The sequence below is a fragment of the Mesorhizobium sp. L-8-3 genome (assembly GCF_016756615.1).
In the GTDB taxonomy this organism is placed as follows: Bacteria; Pseudomonadota; Alphaproteobacteria; order Rhizobiales; family Rhizobiaceae.
This window is the reverse complement of sequence record NZ_AP023262.1, coordinates 3107359-3124417: the sequence shown is the minus strand read 5'-3', so window position 1 is coordinate 3124417 and position 17059 is coordinate 3107359. Positions and strand designations below refer to the sequence as shown.

Here is a 17059-nt window from a genome sequence, read left to right as displayed (position 1 = left end):
CTATTTCGCATCCTGCCTGCAGGCTTCCGCATCCCGGACCTTGTGAAATATCTCCTGATGCGGAGGAAGAAGCTGTTTGATGTAGTCGATCCGATTGGGCACGGCGCGCAATGTGTCCGAGGTGTCCGCTGGCGGAAAGCGCTCGGGGTAATGCGATATCGCGTAAGCGAACAGCGCGGTTTCGGCCAGGTCCTCCCGCTCGGGGCTCCTTTGCGCATAGGATGTAAGAAATCGGCCGTCGCGCATCTGTGCGTCGCGCCAGCCGGCCGACAGCCTGTGTTCGTCGTCGAGCGAGGCATGCACGGATTCGTGAAACAACGACTCTTCGAGATGACTGTGGTCTGAACGCTTGTCGGCGGTCCCTGAATAGACGACGATTTGTCCGGTGCCCGCGTGAAATCCCTTCTCGCCCATGTGGACGCTGAAGCGCTGGACCCCCTCCCTGAGCAGCGTGGGCAGCAGCCCGAGCGGAGCGGCATAGCGGAGCGCCTCTTTCCGGGCATTCTCCTCCGTTTCGAATTCGGGGTTTATGGCGATCTCGATGCTCGTCCCATCATTGTATCGCGCGACGAAGAGGAATGCGTCGACCACGGGTTCGCCGTCTACCCTTTTGTCCCAGATCTGGCGCGCACCACGACCGGCATATTCCATGCAGACGAAGGTTGTCGGATCGGACTCATGTATTATGTCGAAAACCGTATCCACGGTGCTGTCATAGGGCGGCTGCTCCTCGGCGCCTGCCGCCCGCGCCCGCAAGGGCGCCTCCATCACGAAGACCCCCAGGGCACATAGGACCACGCCATTGACGAGGGTCTTCGCTCTTGTGCCGCCATTTGCCCGCATCACAGGTCCTCCATCCGATGCTCTCAACAGTTCCGTTCGATAACAATACAAACAAGTAATAGATTTGGATTCTGTCGCCCGACGTTGAATTCACGGTCAATTCACGATCGGTATGCAATGATATATGTACAGTAGCATTCCTTCTTTGGCAAGATGTATCTTTGATAGACTGGAGATTATCTTCCAAGAACGAAGCAGATTTCGACTGCAATCTACATCATGGATGCAGTGTTGCAGCGATTGTGAAACAAACTAAGATTCACTATCGGTGGAGGAAAGTGTACGATGAATGCAAATGTCTCTTTGGTTCGCACCAATTATTTCCCGACGATGGTCTTTCAGCATGACATCGGGAACCATGGCGACCTGAACAATTCCCTTCTGACTTCCATATACAACGAGCGGGAACGAGACAGGAGCGGCGTCAACAAGTCGAATACTCCCCAACTCGGGAGCTGGCACAGCCATACCGGGCTTCACAAATCGCCGGCATACGCGGAGCTGCTGACGCACGTGAATTCCGTGACAAGCCTGATGTCGAGGGAACTCGGCTACGCGAATGACTACACCCTGAAAGTCACGACGATGTGGTCGATCATAAACCCTCCTGGGAACGGCAATCGTGCGCATATCCATCCCGGCTGCATCTGGAGCGGCGTCTACTATGTTCAAGCACCCGAAGGTGCCGGAGAAATAGAGTTTGTCGATCCGCGCACGGCTCTGCTCATGAATCAGCCAAAATACATCGCGAAGAAGAAAAGGCCTCGGGATTGCTGGACCAAGGTGAACTATAAGCCGATGGCCGGGCGCATGCTCATATTCCCCAGCTGGCTCTATCACGGCGTCGACCCGAACATGGCGAAAGAAAGCGGGCAGAAGGCCGATCGGGTCATCATGTCCTTCAACATCTCTCAGGTCAAAAGAGCGGAAGCCTGACAGTTCCTTCAACAGGACCCGTCACGAGCGGGATTGCGCGCTGTTGCCTCTATTCACAGGCAACACCTGCGCAATCCCCCAATGGCCTTCACGAAGAGACAACCTTCGGGGGAAGCGGACTGCCATGGGCGAGAGACAAAACCAGAATATTCTCAGGGGCACGTTTCGCAGCGTCAGCTATATCCTGTACGTCGCGGTCGCCTTCAGCTTCCTGTACAACCTGTTGAGGCTCACAGGGCCACTCTTCATACTTCTCGTTCACGACAGGGTTCTCCCCTCGCGGTCCGAAGCCACCCTGGTCGCCCTATTCCTGCTCGTGGTCACGTTCCTGGTCGTGATGACGCTGCTCGATTACTCCAGGCGCCGTATCCTGGCCAGGTTCGGCGCGCAATTTCAGGAACGGCTGGAAGACCATATATTCAGCGCCACGGCGCGAGACGCATATCTCGTCGGTAATGCCAGCAAGCCGACGAGCGATCTGAACGAGGCGGACAACCTTCGCAGCTTTTTCCACTCGGGTTCCCTGGTGGCCATCCTGGACTTCCTGTGGTCTCCCATGTTTCTGGTCACGATTTTCCTCATTCACTGGGTATTGGGCTGGGTCGTGGTCGGCGGTCTCTTGCTGTTGCTCGCGATCATGATTGTGAGGACCGCCTTCGCCAAAGACCGCGACGAGCGGTTCAGCGAAGCGAGGAACAGGATCGGCGCCCTGAAGGACATGCTGCTCGTCTCGCGCGACGTCATCCAATCCCAGCAGATGACGCCGGCCTACAACGAAAACTGGATACGGGCCCGGCGGAAGTCGCGCGACAGCGCGATCGAGCTCAACGACTGGAACGCATGGTTTTCGATACTTTCGACCCATGCGGCGATGCTCATGCAGTATTCGGTTCTGGCTGCCGGAGCCTATCTGATCCTCGATGAACAACTCACAATGGGCGCCATGGTCGCGTGCATGTTCCTGTCGATGCGCGTCTTCTACCCCGTGGAACGGTTCGTGAAGCAATTGCCGAGGATTGGCGAGGCGATCTCCGATTGGAGAAAGCTCGACAAAACACTCAAGGCCGCCAAATCGACAGGCGTCCATCATCCCGAGGTCGGCGACGCATCATCTCTTTCGCTGTCTGGCGTTTCGGTGCGGTCGCCGCTTACCAGGCAGAAGATCCTCAGATCCGTCGACCTGAAAGCCGAACCCGGGTCGTTTATTGAAATCGTCGGCAACAGCGGGTCCGGAAAGACCGTGCTGGCCGAAACCTTGCTCGGACGAATGCCGCGGGCCGGCGGCGAAGTCCGGGTCGGCGACGCGCGCATCGAGCGCCTTTCCGTGGACCAGGCGAGCGAGGTCTTCGCCTATGTTCCCCAGCATGTCGGGTTCGTCAACGGAACAATCGAGGAGAACATCACGTGCCTGCAGCATGCACCGGACAGAGAGAAGCTGTTCGAGGTCGCAAGACTGGCGCAAATCGACCAGTTGATCCGCGCACTGCCGAACGGGTACGGCACTCCCATCGACGCTGCGGCAAGCAGCTTCTCCAAGAGCGAGCGACACCAGATCGCGCTCGCGCGTGCGCTCTACAGGGACCCCAAGATATTGATTGTCGATGAGCCGGACCAGACCTTCAGGGAAGGTCTCTCGAACGAGCTGAGGGGCACCGTCGAAAGCCTTCTCGGACGCGGAGGCGTCATAATCCTCCTGACCCGCGCTGCCTTGAAGAAGTTCCAGCCCACCCGGCGTTTCCGTTTGGACGACGGTCGACTGAGTGAGGTCAAACCCGCGGGAAACGATATGGCCAGGACGATGGGCAACGTGGTGAAGCTCAATGAGAAGAAAGCGATCGACGGCATCAAGATAAGCAAGGCACGGGACGAGGGCTGAACGATATGGTCCAAGCTGGACAAACACGACGTTCGTGGTCGATCTGGAAGCCGCTCAGTATCGGTTTCGTCGCGGCAGCCGCACTATTCGGGCTCCTTTTCGTGTGGGGCACGACGCTGAAGATATCCGGCGCAGTGATCGCCAAGGGCCAGGTTCAGGTGTCTTCCGTTCGAACCGTGGTTCAGCATCCGGTCGGCGGCGTCGTCGCCGAGGTCCTGGCGCGCAACGGAGACAAGGTGCAAAGCGGCGACATCGTCTTGAAGCTCGACGAAACCCAGCTTCGCACCGAACTGGCTGCAGTCGAAGGCGAGTTGTTCGAGATCCTGGCAAATGAAGCACGGCTGATGGCCGAGCTTAGCGACCAGAAGAAGCTTTCACCGCACCGCATCCTGCGGGAAGCGACAACGGAAAATCCCGAGCTGACCGCATTGCTCGAGCGCCAGCAACGACAGCTGGATGCACACTACACCTCCCTGGATACGCAGGTTCGCCTTCTCGAAGAGCAGATCAGGCAGGTCCACGACCAGACCGTCGGGGAGCAGGCCGTACTCGACTCCAAACGCGAGCATCTGGCGCTGGCGCAGGACGAACTGGAGAAATCACTTCAAAGCCTGGAGAAGGGGATCATCACGAAGACGGTTGTGACGACGTTGCAAAGGGACGTCATCGCGACGAACGGCGAAATCGGGCGTTTGATAGCGAAGATCGCAGAGATGAAGGCAAAGATATCCGAGCAGAAACTAAAAATCCACTTGATACCGTACGAGATAAAAGAAAAATCGTCGGACAGCCTGAATCTGATTGGACAAATGAAAAAGAAGCTGCTCGAGAGCAGGAGAGGACTTTTATACAAGCTTTCGAAGCTCGAAATAAGAACACCTGTCAGCGGAATAATACATGACTCGAAGGTGCTGGGGCTGCAATCCGTGGTAGAAGCGGCGAAACCGATCATGTACGTCGTCCCCGACAACGAGCCCGTATCCGTCTCGGTTCGGGTCGACGCGGCGGACGTTGATCAGGTCTATCCGGGACAGGCCGCCTCGCTCCGGTTCATCGCATTCAACCAACGCTCGACGCCTGTAATCGAAGGACAAGTAACGAACATCTCCGCCGATGCTTTCCTGGACGAACGCACACAGAAGCTCTACTACTTCGTCGAAGTTTCGCTGATAGAGCCGGAGGTCGAAAGACTGGGTGAGGTCACCTTGATATCGGGAATGCCAGTCGAGGCATTTTTCACGACAAGGAGTCGCTCCCCTGTGAGCTATATCACAAAGCCCATCACGGACTATTTCAACCGGGCGCTCAGAGACACATAGTCGGGGCCGCGATGCGGCGGACCATGGCGCAACCCGTCAGGCGGTCCGCCGTTCGCGCCAATGGATTACGTCGTCGCGCTCAGCAATGGCCTTGCCGACGACCGGGGCCGCCTCCTGACGCTTTCGCGTCACTCACGATGCCGACGCCTCGTGTCCGACTATGGAGTTGGAAGGAACTGTTAACCACCGGTTCCTATTGCTCAAGGGGTGTCTCACCGGCGAGTCTCGAGTAGGGTCCATGCGTTTTCCCCGATCCAATTTTTCCGGCCAAGGTTCTGACGGCGACGGCCCTGAAGGCCATTTCGAAGATGGGTCCCAAAGGGCGCCGAGGGCGGGAGGACCCGACGACGGGAGTTCCCGGGTCGTGTGTCTCTACGCCAACGACCGTCAGCGTGGGCGGGGCGGGCAACCGGCCAGGGACGCCAGCGCACGGCCCGGCCCGAGCGAACCGAATCGCTCCACGCTGCAGGAACATTTCTTCCTGGCGCCCAATGTCCGGTTCACCCGCACGCCCGACTACGAGGCCGAGAACCCTCGTTTGCCGCGGGAGAACGAGCGGCCTGCCGCCGGCGCGCCCGCATCGCGGCCCCAGTCCGTGGCCACATCCGCGAAGACGGCACCCATGTCGCCGCCTGCAAGCAGGCCTTCGGCCGAAGAACGTCCCGCGCCTGTCGTCGTACACACGGCACCGAAGCCGGGCCTGCCCGCGGCGGCGAAGGCGACGGCTTTGCCGGCCGAGACGCCCGCCGTCGCCCAGCCCGGCCCGGTCGAGCCGATCCGCGTGGAAGACAGTCGCTGGTCCTACCTCTCGGACCACGCCTTCTTCGAACTCGCCGAACCCGACACAGCCGCTCCGGCCGTTCGCGGCCCGGTCGCCGGAGCGGAGCCGCCGGTCGTCAGTGCGCCGGCCACCACGGCGCCGGCGGAACTGCCGGCGGCAGCGGCCGAAATCACGGCGTTGTTCCGCGTCATCGAGTGCCTGCCCGTTCATGGGGTGCCGGCGGTGCCAATGGAGGCCGTTGCGCCCGTCGTACCGGATGTCGCGATCGCCGAGACCGAGTTCCCGGCGACCGCCTTTGACCCGGAAGAGGAAGCGGCGGCTCCTGCCCTCGTCGGACCGGCAGCCGAGGCCGGGGAAGGGCCGGTCCGTGAACCGGAGGCGACCAACGAAACGGTCCCCGCGGTCCCTGCCCCGCGCATCCCGGCTACCCTGCCGCCCGTGGGCGGCACGACGCAGCCGCGCGGCGGCGACGGCTATGAACTCCCCTCCGAGGAGCTTCTCCAGGAGGCGCCGGAAGGCCAGGGCTTCTACATGTCCCAGGAACGGCTGGAGCAGAATGCCGACCTCCTGGAGAGCGTTCTGGAGGATTTCGGCGTGCGCGGCGAGATCATCCATGTCCGTCCGGGTCCCGTCGTCACGCTCTATGAATTCGAGCCGGCGCCCGGCGTCAAATCCTCGCGCGTCATCGGCCTGGCCGACGACATCGCCCGTTCGATGTCCGCGATTTCGGCGCGCGTCGCCGTGGTTCCCGGCCGCAACGTCATCGGCATCGAGTTGCCGAACGAAACCCGCGAGACTGTCTATTTCCGCGAATTGATCGGGTCCGACGGCTTCCGCAAGACCGGCTGCAAGCTGGCGCTCGGCCTCGGCAAGACGATCGGAGGCGAGCCCGTCATCGCCGAACTCGCCAAGATGCCTCATCTGCTCGTCGCCGGCACCACGGGCTCGGGCAAGTCGGTCGCCATCAACACCATGATCCTGTCGCTGCTCTACCGGCTGAAGCCGGAGGAATGCCGGCTGATCATGGTCGACCCGAAGATGCTGGAGCTTTCCGCCTATGACGGCATTCCGCATCTGCTGACCCCCGTCGTCACCGACCCCAAGAAGGCGGTGACGGCACTGAAATGGGCCGTGCGGGAGATGGAGGACCGCTACCGCAAGATGGCGCGGCTCGGCGTGCGCAACATCGACGGCTACAACCAGCGCGCGGCCGCGGCCCGCGACAAGGGCGAAGTCGTCGTGATGACGGTGCAGACCGGCTTCGAGCAGGGCACCGGCGAGCCGCTCTTCGAGCAGCAGGAGATCGACCTCGCGCCGATGCCTTACATCGTCGTCATCGTCGACGAGATGGCCGACCTGATGATGGTCGCCGGCAAGGAGATCGAGGGCACCATCCAGCGCCTGGCGCAGATGGCGCGCGCCGCCGGCATCCATCTCATCATGGCCACGCAGCGCCCTTCGGTCGACGTCATCACCGGCACGATCAAGGCCAACTTCCCGACCCGCATCTCCTTCCAGGTGACGTCCAAGATCGACAGCCGCACCATCCTCGGCGAGCAGGGGGCGGAGCAACTGCTCGGCCAGGGCGACATGCTGCATATGGCCGGCGGCGGGCGCATCGTGCGCGTGCACGGCCCCTTCGTTTCGGATGAGGAAGTCGAGAAGGTGGTCGCTCACCTCAAGGCGCAGGGCCGCCCGGAATATCTCGAAACCGTGACCGCCGACGACGAGGAGGAAGAAGAGGCAGCAGACCAGACGCCCGTCTTCGACAAGGGAGCCGTGGCGGCCGAGGACGGCGATGCGATCTACGACCAGGCGGTCAAGGTCGTGCTGCGCGACAAGAAGTGCTCGACCTCCTACATCCAGCGGCGGCTCGGCATCGGCTACAACCGCGCCGCCTCCCTAGTCGAGCGCATGGAGAAGGAAGGGTTGGTCGGCGCTCCCAACCATGTCGGCAAGCGCGAGATCATTGCGGGCCGCCACGACGCGGATTGACGAAGCATCCGGCGAAGACGGCCTTCCCGCGACCGTCTTCACTGCTTCTCCGCGAAGGCACCCTTTGCCAATCTCGACGCATAGGCCTTCACGTCCCCGGGCCACATGGCGATCCGCGCTGCAAAAGCCGCTTCGTCGCCTGCGAACAGGGCGCGGACGGCCTCCTCGAAACCCGGCAGATCACCCGCGAGCGCGGCCATGAAGCGATAGGCCCGCTCGCGCTCCATTCTGGCGCCGGTCCGGCCGCCATCGGCATGGCGCGCCAGGTCGACCAACCGCCGCAAGGCCTGGGACGCGCCACCCGGCTGTGCGGCAAGCCACTCCCAATGACGCGGCAGCAGCGTCACCTCTCGCGCCACCACGCCGAGTTTCGGCCGCCCTCGCCCGCGGCCCGCGGTGCCTCGGGCCTCCGCGTGCGGCTCCGGCCCGCCTCCTTGCCTTCCGCGCTCAGCCAGACGCGCCACCACGTCGGTGGTGCTGCCGCGCAGATCGAGATCGATAACGGCACCGGTCGCGTCGTCGAATGTAACCAAGGAACCGCCAGCGCCGGCCTCATGCGCCTTGACCGCAAGCGCTACCTCGGCGAGCGCGCCGCGCGCGATCTGCCTCACACCGCAGAAAGCCGTGCAGGGCTTCGACAGAAAATCCGTCATGGTTTTCGATTTTGGTTCACATATTATTACCCGGGCAATATTGCACGACGCCGGGCATAGAGCTAGACCGGGTCACGTACGATATCGCGGGAAAACCAGATGAAGGGCAACGATCGAAAGGCGGCCGTGGACGCCTACAAGGAACGCAAGGTCGCGGCGGGAATCTATGCGGTACGCTGCGGGCCCTCGGGCGAATGCTGGGTTGGTCGGGCGCCCGACATTTCGACTATCCAGAACCGTCTCTGGTTCACGCTACGCCAGGGAAGCAGCCCGCATCGATCGCTGCAGGCCGCTTGGGGTACGCTTGGCCCCGACGCGTTCACTTTCGAGATTGTGGAGCAGATAGACAACGAGGACATCGCCTATCTGCGCGACGGGATGCTCAAGGAACGCCTAGCGCATTGGGTGGGCGAACTGAAAGCGGAACCGATCTGACGACAAGCGGTTCCGACCCTCCCGGGAGCCGGACGATCCGGCGGCGGCGCTGAGCGCTGCCGGTTCTTCCTCAGAAGGCCTGCCATCCGTCCCGCGCGCGCCGCGGCGCCTCCTCGAACGCCAGCGCCGCAGCCCCTGTCCTCCCCGGCATGGCGCCACGCGGCCGGAGATTGTCCTGGAGCGGAGCGGCGGCTTCCTCGCGCAGATGGCCGGCAAGCACGGCGAGCATCCGCGCCTGCCGCGCGAGGCTGCGGCCCGCGGCCGTGAACTGGTCGGCTGCGGCAGCGTTCTCCTGATTCGCGGCTGCCAATGCGTTCAGCGCCGTGTCGACGCCCCGAAGGCTGGTCGCCTGGTCGGAGGCGCCGCGCGCCACCGTCGTCACCATGGAGCCCACATCGCCGACCCTGGCGGCGAGGCGCTCGATGGCGGTACCGGTCTCGGCGACAAGTTGCACGCCGCTCCTGACCTCGCCCGACGAGGACGAGACCAGCAGCTTGATTTCCCTCGCTGCTTCGGCGCAGCGCAGCGCCAGCGCACGCACCTCCTGGGCGACCACGGTGAAGCCGCGCCCCGCCTCGCCCGCCCGCGCCGCCTCGACGGCTGCGTTGAGCGCCAGGAGATTGGTCTGAAACGCGATTTCGTCGATGACGCCCACGATCCTGCCGATCTGCTCGGACGATCTTTCGATGCCGCTCATGACGGTCACCGTCCTGCCGACGACCGCCCTGCCGCGATCGGCATCCTCGGTCGCGGCCTCGACCGCCGAACGCGCATGCCCCACGCCGCTCGCCGTGTCCGACAGCGAGCGCGTCACCTCCCGTGTCGCCGCCGCCACCTGCTCGACTTCCGCCGCCTGCCGCCCGGCGCGCTCAGCCAGTTCGCCCGCGGCATGGAAGACGTCGGCGGCCTCGGCACGAATCTGCCGGCCGGTGGCGACGACGGCGTCCATCGTCTCCTGGAGCCTGTCCATTGCCTGGTTGAAATCGTTCTTGAGGTTGCCGCAGTCGCGCGGCACATCCACCTTCAGCCGCGCCGTCAGATCGCCCTCGGCGACCCTGGCCAGTGCGGCGCTGATCAGCCGGACCACCGCAGCCTGCAGCTTGACGGCCGCCACACGAGCGCCGTCGCTGTCCCGGCGCCGCACCTCCAGGGCCTCGCGCTCCGCTGCCGCGGCCTCCTCCGCGCCGCGTTTCTCCAGCAATGCCAGGCGAAGGCCGTCGAGCGATCGGGCAAGCGACCCGGCCTCGCCACCACGCCTCAGACCCGGCACAGCCGCGTCGAGGTCCCCACGGCCCAGCCCGGCGATCCGTTCGTCGAGAGAAGCCAGCGGCCGCCCGACTGCCGCCAAAGTGACGATCGGCACGACCAGCACCGAGATGAACGCCGCGACGGCTTGCACGAGCAACGCGATGGTGGAGCCAAACACGCTGCCCGCGACGAGCCATCCCGCCGCCAGGCCGCAGACTTGAACCAGCGCTACGGCGAAGGCCAGCTTCGTCGCGATCGACCATCGCCCGAGAAAACCTGCCGGCTGGTGCGCACTCATACCGGATCCCCGATTGCGCGATCAGCGAACCTCGTGTCGCTCAGGGTGCGATCGCGCTCGCGGCTGACTGTCCCCGACAGAGGAGTCTAGGAGACGTAGCTTGCTTCAGTCTTGCACCAAACTGTGCACGGGACGACCGTCGCGGGTTTCATCGCCGGTATCCGACGCTAAACTGCGCCGAAACGATTCTTGATGCATGCGGTTGGGGTTCCGTGAAGACGACCGAGGCGATCCGCGACCTGTTCGCGGCGATCTCCGCGATTGTATCGCCGGGGGATGCGGCGCGAGTGATGCGCAGCATGACGGCCCTCGTCGGCGCCGAACACTATCTGCTGCTCGACATCCCGCCGACCCATGCGCCTGAGCATATGCGGGTGATCGCCTCCAACTGGCCACACGACACGGTCGAGATCATCGGCCTGGAAACGGTCGCGAGGCTTGCCGGAGCGACGGGCGCCGCTCAGCTCGGCGCAACCTCATCGCAGTTCGTGCGGCTCGCGGGCGCCTCCCAGCGCGTCCTGTTCGGGCCCGAGCGGGCTCGACTGCTCGACGAGTTCGGCCATCGCGAGCTGGTCGCGGCGCGCATTCATGCCGGTCTCGGCCGCGGCCTCCTTGTCTTCTCCAGCCCGGCCGAGGACAGGATCGGGCTCGATCAACTGCCCCGGATCCAGCTCCTGTGCTGCCATGTGTGGTCCAAGCTGAGCCGGGGAGCCGCTTCGGCCCAGTTCGAGGATCCGCTGTCCGAGCGTGAACGAGAGTGCCTGAGCTGGGTCTCCGAAGGCAAGACGACGGAAGAGGTCGCGGTCATCCTCGACGTCTCGGCCAACACGGTGAACCGCTACATCCTGCACGCCACGCAGAAACTGTCCGCCGCCAACCGCAGCATGGCGATCGCGCTCGCCATCCGCAACGGCATCATCTGACGATGTCGGTCCGCAACATCACCAAGGGCAGGAACGGACCGAAAGCGCAGACGCGCAGCCTCGAGGCCTTCGAGGAGCTGGCCTCCGCCTTCGCCGACCTGGCGGCAGAGGTCGGCGCAGAGGAGTTCTGCGTCTTCACGGCAGGCCCAAGCCTCAGCCAGGGCAGGCTGACCCCGGCGATCGATTCGGAATTTCCGAAAGTGTCGCGCACGAGCAGGAAGCTCGCCGCCAAGGCTACGGCGAGCCTGGGCGTCAGGTTGCGCAGTTCGACATTGCCGTTCCGCTGGCGGCGCGACCGACGCACCCCGGCGCCCGACCTGCATCTCGTCGACATCGTCGACCCGATCGGGCTCGAGAGATCCGGCTTCGCCCTGCCGCTTCACGCCGCGTCCGGCCGCAACGGACTGGCGGTGTTCATCGGCGAGACCCCCGGCCTGGGAGACGCGATGCTTCTCGATTTCCATCTCCGCGCCATCGGCCTCTTCTCCACCTTGCTGCAGGCGACGGCGGTCCTGCCGAATAAGATGCCCGCAATGTCGAACCGGGAGCTCGACTGTCTGCGTCTGACGGCCGACGGCAAGACAAGCGAGGAGATCGCCGAGCTCCTGAACCTCTCGGCGCATACGGCGAACCAATATCTCACGGCCGCCGCCCAGAAACTCAATGCCGTCAACCGCGCGCATGCGGTGTCGAAGGCGCTCCGGCTGGGCCTGATAAGCTGAACCGGCAAGGGCGGCGCCCGGGACGGGGTGCGCGGTCAGCCCGCGGAGAGCGTGTCCTGCGCCGCACCGGAAGGGGACGCCTTGCGCAGCCTGGCAGCGTCGAGTGCCGCCTCCAGCAGACGCGTATTCTCCGCCGGGTCGTCGCAGGACTGGTCGAAGGAAACGTAGTTCACCACCACCGCCGCTTGGCGATCGGTCAGCTTGAGCGTGAAATAGACGGTCGCGCCCTCCGGCCGAAGCTGCATGTCGAGCAGGATCTCCGGCTCTCCCGACCAGCCCAGGCGCACCTCGCCGCCATGGCCGAAGCTCAGCGTGCCGGGGAGGAAATAGAGTTCCGCGGCAGATTCGACGATATCGGCGATGGTCGAGAAATGCTCGAGCCTGACATAGGCGACATAGTCGACCACTTCGACCAGGCGAAGCTCGCTCGCCACTTCCTCGATCGCCTTCGCGACGATGACTTCGCGGGCGGCGGTATGCGGTTGACGGATCATGACAAATCTCTGTTACGCTGCGCTTTCGCCGGCTTCGCATAGACCACTTTGATCAATTCGGCGACCGCTTGGTAGAATTGAGGTGGAATCATACTATCCACCGAAACTTGTTTGTACATGGAGCGCGCGAGTTCGACATTCTCGAAAACGGGAATGTTGTTCTCCTGGGCGATCTCGCGGATCTTCAGCGCCACCAGATCCTGCCCCTTTGCCACGACGACCGGGGCCGCATCCTGGTCGCGCACATAGCGCAGCGCGATCGAAAAGTGGGTCGGGTTGGCGATCACCAGCGTCGCCTTCGGCACCGCCAGGATCATGCGCTGGCGCGCGCGATCACGCGCCACCGAGCGAATCCTCGCCTTGACCAGCGGATCGCCGTCGGACTGCTTGAGCTCGTCCTTCACCTCCTGGCGCGTCATCCGCAGGTCCCGGCGCCAGTGGATCCGTTGCCAGATCAGGTCGACGCCGGCGATGATCGCCATAACCAGGGTGATGGTCACCAGGATCTGGATGAGCAGTCCCCGGATCGTGAGGCCGAAGCTGCCGGGCTCGGTGAACATGCCTCCAAGAATGGTCGAGTGTACGCCGCGCAAGGTCAGGGCGAGGAAGGTCACCGTGAGAAGCAGCTTGCCGACGGACTTCAGGAACTCGGCAATGCCCTGCGCACCGAAGATGCGCGACCAGCCCTGGGCCGGCGAGATGCGCGAGAGCTTTGGCTGCACCCGGTCCAGTACCATGCGGGGGCTGTTCTGCAGCGCCGACGCGGCGATGCCGGCCGTCACCATCAAAGCGATGAAGACGACAAGCAGCTTGCCGATCTCCATGAACACCGTCTCGTAGAGGGCCGAGGCGTCGAGGTCCGAATTGAGCGACCATTCCTCCGGCTTCTCCAGGAAGATCGACAGGAACGCGCCGAAGCCGACGATCTGGTCGTAGGCGAAGAACAGCGTGAAGACGAGGAAAGCCAGGAAGGACGCAAAGAGCGGCGCCTCCTTCGAGACGGGAAGCTGTCCCTTCTCGACGGTGTCACGGATCTTCTTCTCCGTGGCTTCTTCTGTTTTGCTGTCCTTGTCGGGCGCGTCAGCCATCGATCAGGCCAAGGTCAATGGAAGAACGTCTTGGATCGTTCCGTCACGCCGCTTCCTCGACCGAGGGAAGCTGAATGATGCCGTCACTGGCCATGGCTATCGCCTTCGACACGATGGCGCGGCGCGACCTGTTGATGTCGACCGGGTTGAGGATGTCGGAAGGTTGCGCCAGCTCGGATTCGATCATGCGGCGCGTGCGCGCGCCGATCGAGGACAGCACGGCCTCGACGATGACGGGGTTGGCGTCGCGCAATGCCGTGGTGAGCATGTCGATCTCGAAGCCGTCGAACAGCGCGACACGAGCCTTGGCCGTGAGATTGATGACGTCCTCGAAGGAGAAAAGCTGCGCCCGCAGCGCGCCGAGATCCTCCGCGCCGGCGGCCTCCAGCTCTCCCATGACTTCGTCGAGATCCGACTTGTCGAGTTCGTTGAGCACGCCGACCACCTTGGCCTGGCCTTCCCGGGACAGCTTGCCCGATGTCGATTCCAGGAACTCTGCGCGCATCCGCCGTTCGACCAGCCGCCTGGCGGTGTCGGTGACCGAGCCGAGCGACAGCATGCGCTTGACCACTTCGCCGCGAATGTCCCTGCCGAGCAGGAGGACGATCCTGGCCGCCGCATGCGAGGCCATGTTGGACAGGACATAGGCGACGGTCTGCGGATGTTCGTTGGCCAGGAAGCCGGCGATCAGTTCGGGCTCGAGCGCCTCGATACCGGCCCAGGGCGGGGTCTCCTCGAACGTCGCAAGACCCGTCTCGCGACCGAGAATGGCGTTCATCTCGTCCTGCGAGAGGGTCTCGGTCAGGATCGTGTCCATGGCGTCGGCCGAATCCAGCAGTCCCGCGCCCTCGGCGAACTCGTCCTCGAATTCCGCCACGATGCGCTCGAGCTCGCTCTGCGGGATCGTCTTCAGCTTGCGCGCACCCTCGATCAGCGCCTTCAGTTCTTCCTGCTTGAAGAATTTGAGCAGGCGCCCGGCGGCGGGCTTGCCGACCGCGACCAGGATGGCGGCCGCCTTCTGCGGCCGGGTCAGGTCCATCATGCCGGTCGCCCCGGCCGTCTCCCCCAGGTCCAGGTCGGATGCGAAGCTTGCGGCGGACATCATTTGGACGGCTTCGCGTTGACGATTTCAGTCACCCGTATCCCGAAGCGGGAGGGATCGCTTTCCATCACGGTGATCTCGCCCCTGGCGATCTTGCGCCCGTTCACGACCATGTCGACCGGCTCGCCGATCCGTCGATTGAGCGCGATCGTGGCGCCCTTCTGCAGCGTCAGCAGATCCGACACCGGAATCTCCGTGCTGCCCAGCACGATCTGGACGTCGACCAGTATGTTCATGACGACGCCGGCGTTGGGCATGGCGTCGGCCAGCGCCGTCGTGAAGGTCGGCTCGGCCGGCGCCGGCTGCTGCGGCGGCGCGTCGTGCAAGGCCCCGCGCAGTTCGTCGATCGCCTTGTCCAGTTCGTCCTCGTGCTCGTCGAGAAGCGGATTGGGGAGTGGGGGTGTCATGTTCTGGCTCCACGCCCGGCGTCATCGGCCGGGGCCTGACTATTGCGACAAAAGGCGATCGACGAAGTCCTGGCTTTCATCGAAGGGATGTTTGATGCGGACCGAATAGTTCTGCCCGAGCTTGCCGAATTCGCAGACGAACAGGGTCTTGTTGCGCGCTGACAGCCGGGTTGTCGACTGGGCTGCTGCCGGTATTTCGAGGATCTGGCCGACCTGCAGCGCGGCGAGCGCCCCCAGCGACATCTGCGACAGCGGCACCACGGCATCGAGCGTCACCGACGATTTGCGGACCTCTTCCCCGAGACGCTCCGACCAAGCGCTCTGGTCGACCAGCGCCTCGACCTCGGGTTCCTCCGTCTCGTCACGCGGGGTAAGAAGCACACGCTGCGGCATGGTGACCGACAGGCGTCCCGTCGACCTGGGCGACGTCAGGCGGAAAACGATGCGCACCGAGGGGCCGTCGCGCAGCACCTGCTTGCGGATCTCCTGCCCGGAAAAGGCGGTCGGCACGGGCAGGCGCAGCTTGAGCGAACGGGGGCCGGACCCGTTGAAGGCTTCGGCGACCTCCTGCAAGGCGGTGGTCGCGATCTCCAGTTCGATCTGCGAGAGCGGACGATCGATACGCGCCGGCGCCAGTTCGGGATCGCCGCCCAGGAAGGCGGACACCAGCAGCGACACGGTCGCCGGCTCCAGGTCGAGCAGCAGCGCATCCGGGGAGATGACCGACTGGATGATCGCCACCGCATTGGTTTCGCCCGAACCCGAGAGAGCGTTTCCGTAGCGCCCGAGCTCGATTCCCTCCAGTTCCATGCCGAGCGGCGACGAGAGATGCCGGTTGATGTTCTGCACGATCGTGGCGAGCGCGCGCTGCGCGAATTTGTGGGCGGCACCTGTGATCCTGTCCGGCTCGGCGGTGTCGCCGACCAGCCTTTCAAGGATAAAGGAGCGCGCCTCCGCCGGACTTGCCATGGATCAGGCCGCCTTGCTTTCGGCGTGGCCCATGTTCAGCGTGCTCTGCTCCACCGCGTCGATGGACGGACGGTCGTGCGAAGAGATCGTCTTGCGCCCGAACTCCAGCGCCACCTGCGGCAGCGAGCCGTTCATGTAGGCGAGCAGGGTCTGCTTCACGATGACATAGAGCCGGTTGCGCTTCTCGCGCACGGTCTTGATCTGGGTGGCGATCGGCCCGACCACAGCATAGGAAAGAAAGATGCCGAGAAAGGTGCCGACCAGGGCTGCGCCGATCAGGCCGCCGAGGATCTCCGGCGACTGGTCGAGCGCGCCCATGGCCTTGACCACGCCAAGCACGGCCGCGACGATGCCGAGCGCCGGCAGGCCGTCACCCATCGCCGTCAACGCATGATAGGGCTTGAGCTTGTCGGCTCGGATCGTCTGGATCTCCTCGTCCATCAGCGCCTCGATCTCATGCGGCCGCGCATTGCCGATGATGATGATGCGGCAATAGTCGCAGATGAAATGCGTGAGATCGTGGTTGCGCAGCACCGTCGGGAACGCCTGGAAGACCGGCGATTCCTCGGGATTGTCGATATGCGCCTCGACCTCGTTGCGCGACTTGGTGCGCAGCTCGCGCATGATCGAATGCAGCACCCCGAGCGTCTCGAGATATTCCTGCTCCTTGGGCACGGAATACCTGAACGCCTCCATTATCGCCTTGCCGGTGTCCTTCACCGTCTTCATCGGATTGGCGACGACGAATGTCCCGAGCGCCGCGCCGCAGATGATCACTGCTTCCCATGGCTGGATGAGGACGTCGACATGGCCGCCCATGGCCATGAATCCACCGAGCACGCAGCCCAGTGTGATGACGAGACCGATCAGAATTCCCAAGTGCCACCTTCCCTATTTCGCCGGGCCGCATTTCGCCGGGGGATCGCAAAGGGGGTAACAATCGTGCCTTGTGTGAGGCTTGAAGCGGGCG

16 protein-coding genes are annotated in these 17059 nt (G+C 63.7%); 7 read left to right on the top strand and 9 right to left on the bottom strand.

Annotated features, from left to right (window positions below):
* Complete coding sequence (locus JN302_RS14645) at positions 1-843, bottom strand: hypothetical protein (protein WP_202333362.1); 843 nt, start codon at positions 841-843, stop codon at positions 1-3.
* A gap of 285 nt (positions 844-1128) precedes the next feature.
* Here JN302_RS14645 and JN302_RS14640 point away from each other — a divergent pair, with 285 nt between their 5' ends.
* From JN302_RS14640 to JN302_RS14625, 4 genes are all read left to right on the top strand, one after another.
* The gene (locus JN302_RS14640; protein ID WP_202313078.1) at positions 1129-1779 is read left to right on the top strand and encodes a TIGR02466 family protein; all 651 of its coding nucleotides are present in this window, start codon (positions 1129-1131) and stop codon (positions 1777-1779) included.
* Positions 1780-1903: 124 nt separating this feature from the next.
* On the top strand, positions 1904-3655 hold the full coding sequence (locus JN302_RS14635) for an ATP-binding cassette domain-containing protein (protein ID WP_202313077.1): 1752 nt from the start codon (positions 1904-1906) through the stop codon (positions 3653-3655).
* Positions 3656-3660: 5 nt separating this feature from the next.
* Complete coding sequence (locus JN302_RS14630) at positions 3661-4974, top strand: HlyD family type I secretion periplasmic adaptor subunit (protein WP_202313076.1); 1314 nt, start codon at positions 3661-3663, stop codon at positions 4972-4974.
* 238 nt (positions 4975-5212) lie between these two features.
* The gene (locus tag JN302_RS14625) at positions 5213-7750 is read left to right on the top strand and encodes a DNA translocase FtsK (protein ID WP_202333361.1); all 2538 of its coding nucleotides are present in this window, start codon (positions 5213-5215) and stop codon (positions 7748-7750) included.
* Between the two features lie 38 nt (positions 7751-7788).
* Here the strand turns inward: JN302_RS14625 and JN302_RS14620 are convergent, their stop codons facing one another.
* A complete protein-coding gene (locus JN302_RS14620) occupies positions 7789-8403 on the bottom strand; it encodes a DUF2239 family protein (RefSeq protein ID WP_202313074.1) in 615 nt (204 codons plus the stop codon).
* Between the two features lie 99 nt (positions 8404-8502).
* On the opposite strand from JN302_RS14620, the gene JN302_RS14615 reads away from it, so the two are divergent.
* The gene (locus JN302_RS14615; protein WP_202333360.1) at positions 8503-8838 is read left to right on the top strand and encodes a GIY-YIG nuclease family protein; all 336 of its coding nucleotides are present in this window, start codon (positions 8503-8505) and stop codon (positions 8836-8838) included.
* A 70-nt stretch (positions 8839-8908) separates the two neighbouring features.
* On the opposite strand, the gene JN302_RS14610 is transcribed toward JN302_RS14615, so the two are convergent.
* Positions 8909-10384 carry a methyl-accepting chemotaxis protein gene (locus tag JN302_RS14610; protein ID WP_202333359.1) on the bottom strand — a complete coding sequence of 492 codons (1476 nt, stop codon included), beginning with the start codon at positions 10382-10384 and terminating at the stop codon, positions 8909-8911.
* A gap of 212 nt (positions 10385-10596) precedes the next feature.
* Here JN302_RS14610 and JN302_RS14605 point away from each other — a divergent pair, with 212 nt between their 5' ends.
* A complete protein-coding gene (locus JN302_RS14605) occupies positions 10597-11307 on the top strand; it encodes a helix-turn-helix transcriptional regulator (protein ID WP_202313069.1) in 711 nt (236 codons plus the stop codon).
* Between the two features lie 2 nt (positions 11308-11309).
* Positions 11310-12029, top strand: a complete 720-nt coding sequence (locus JN302_RS14600; RefSeq protein WP_202313068.1) for a helix-turn-helix transcriptional regulator — start codon at positions 11310-11312, stop codon at positions 12027-12029.
* 35 nt (positions 12030-12064) lie between these two features.
* On the opposite strand, the gene JN302_RS14595 is transcribed toward JN302_RS14600, so the two are convergent.
* The 6 genes from JN302_RS14595 to motA are packed head-to-tail and all read right to left on the bottom strand — an operon-like array spanning position 12065 to position 16968.
* Positions 12065-12523: a hypothetical protein gene (locus JN302_RS14595; protein WP_202313067.1), complete on the bottom strand. Its 459-nt coding sequence runs from the start codon at positions 12521-12523 to the stop codon at positions 12065-12067.
* The gene (gene flhB, locus JN302_RS14590) at positions 12520-13611 is read right to left on the bottom strand and encodes a flagellar biosynthesis protein FlhB (protein ID WP_202333358.1); all 1092 of its coding nucleotides are present in this window, start codon (positions 13609-13611) and stop codon (positions 12520-12522) included. The genes JN302_RS14595 and flhB overlap by 4 nt, the downstream gene beginning before the upstream one ends.
* Before the next feature lie 43 nt (positions 13612-13654).
* On the bottom strand, positions 13655-14716 hold the full coding sequence (locus JN302_RS14585) for a flagellar motor switch protein FliG (protein ID WP_342215958.1): 1062 nt from the start codon (positions 14714-14716) through the stop codon (positions 13655-13657).
* Positions 14713-15120, bottom strand: a complete 408-nt coding sequence (gene fliN, locus JN302_RS14580; RefSeq protein ID WP_202313065.1) for a flagellar motor switch protein FliN — start codon at positions 15118-15120, stop codon at positions 14713-14715. Before fliN ends, JN302_RS14585 begins: the two co-directional genes overlap by 4 nt.
* A 39-nt stretch (positions 15121-15159) precedes the next feature.
* The gene (locus JN302_RS14575; RefSeq protein WP_202333357.1) at positions 15160-16089 is read right to left on the bottom strand and encodes a FliM/FliN family flagellar motor switch protein; all 930 of its coding nucleotides are present in this window, start codon (positions 16087-16089) and stop codon (positions 15160-15162) included.
* A gap of 3 nt (positions 16090-16092) precedes the next feature.
* Entirely contained in the window at positions 16093-16968 is an 876-nt protein-coding gene (gene motA / locus JN302_RS14570) for a flagellar motor stator protein MotA (protein WP_202313063.1), read from the bottom strand.
* Positions 16969-17059 lie beyond the last annotated feature (91 nt).

Bases quoted from the DNA above. Each gene is read 5' to 3' on its own strand.
- JN302_RS14645 (WP_202333362.1), bottom strand. From the start codon at position 843: ATGCGGGCAAATGGCGGCACAAGAGCGAAGACCCTCGTCAATGGCGTG.
- JN302_RS14640 (WP_202313078.1), top strand. From the start codon at position 1,129: ATGAATGCAAATGTCTCTTTGGTTCGCACCAATTATTTCCCGACGATG.
- JN302_RS14635 (WP_202313077.1), top strand. From the start codon at position 1,904: ATGGGCGAGAGACAAAACCAGAATATTCTCAGGGGCACGTTTCGCAGC.
- JN302_RS14630 (WP_202313076.1), top strand. From the start codon at position 3,661: ATGGTCCAAGCTGGACAAACACGACGTTCGTGGTCGATCTGGAAGCCG.
- JN302_RS14625 (WP_202333361.1), top strand. From the start codon at position 5,213: ATGCGTTTTCCCCGATCCAATTTTTCCGGCCAAGGTTCTGACGGCGAC.
- JN302_RS14620 (WP_202313074.1), bottom strand. From the start codon at position 8,403: ATGACGGATTTTCTGTCGAAGCCCTGCACGGCTTTCTGCGGTGTGAGG.
- JN302_RS14615 (WP_202333360.1), top strand. From the start codon at position 8,503: ATGAAGGGCAACGATCGAAAGGCGGCCGTGGACGCCTACAAGGAACGC.
- JN302_RS14610 (WP_202333359.1), bottom strand. From the start codon at position 10,384: ATGAGTGCGCACCAGCCGGCAGGTTTTCTCGGGCGATGGTCGATCGCG.
- JN302_RS14600 (WP_202313068.1), top strand. From the start codon at position 11,310: ATGTCGGTCCGCAACATCACCAAGGGCAGGAACGGACCGAAAGCGCAG.
- JN302_RS14595 (WP_202313067.1), bottom strand. From the start codon at position 12,523: ATGATCCGTCAACCGCATACCGCCGCCCGCGAAGTCATCGTCGCGAAG.
- flhB (WP_202333358.1), bottom strand. From the start codon at position 13,611: ATGGCTGACGCGCCCGACAAGGACAGCAAAACAGAAGAAGCCACGGAG.
- JN302_RS14585 (WP_342215958.1), bottom strand. From the start codon at position 14,716: ATGATGTCCGCCGCAAGCTTCGCATCCGACCTGGACCTGGGGGAGACG.
- fliN (WP_202313065.1), bottom strand. From the start codon at position 15,120: ATGACACCCCCACTCCCCAATCCGCTTCTCGACGAGCACGAGGACGAA.
- JN302_RS14575 (WP_202333357.1), bottom strand. From the start codon at position 16,089: ATGGCAAGTCCGGCGGAGGCGCGCTCCTTTATCCTTGAAAGGCTGGTC.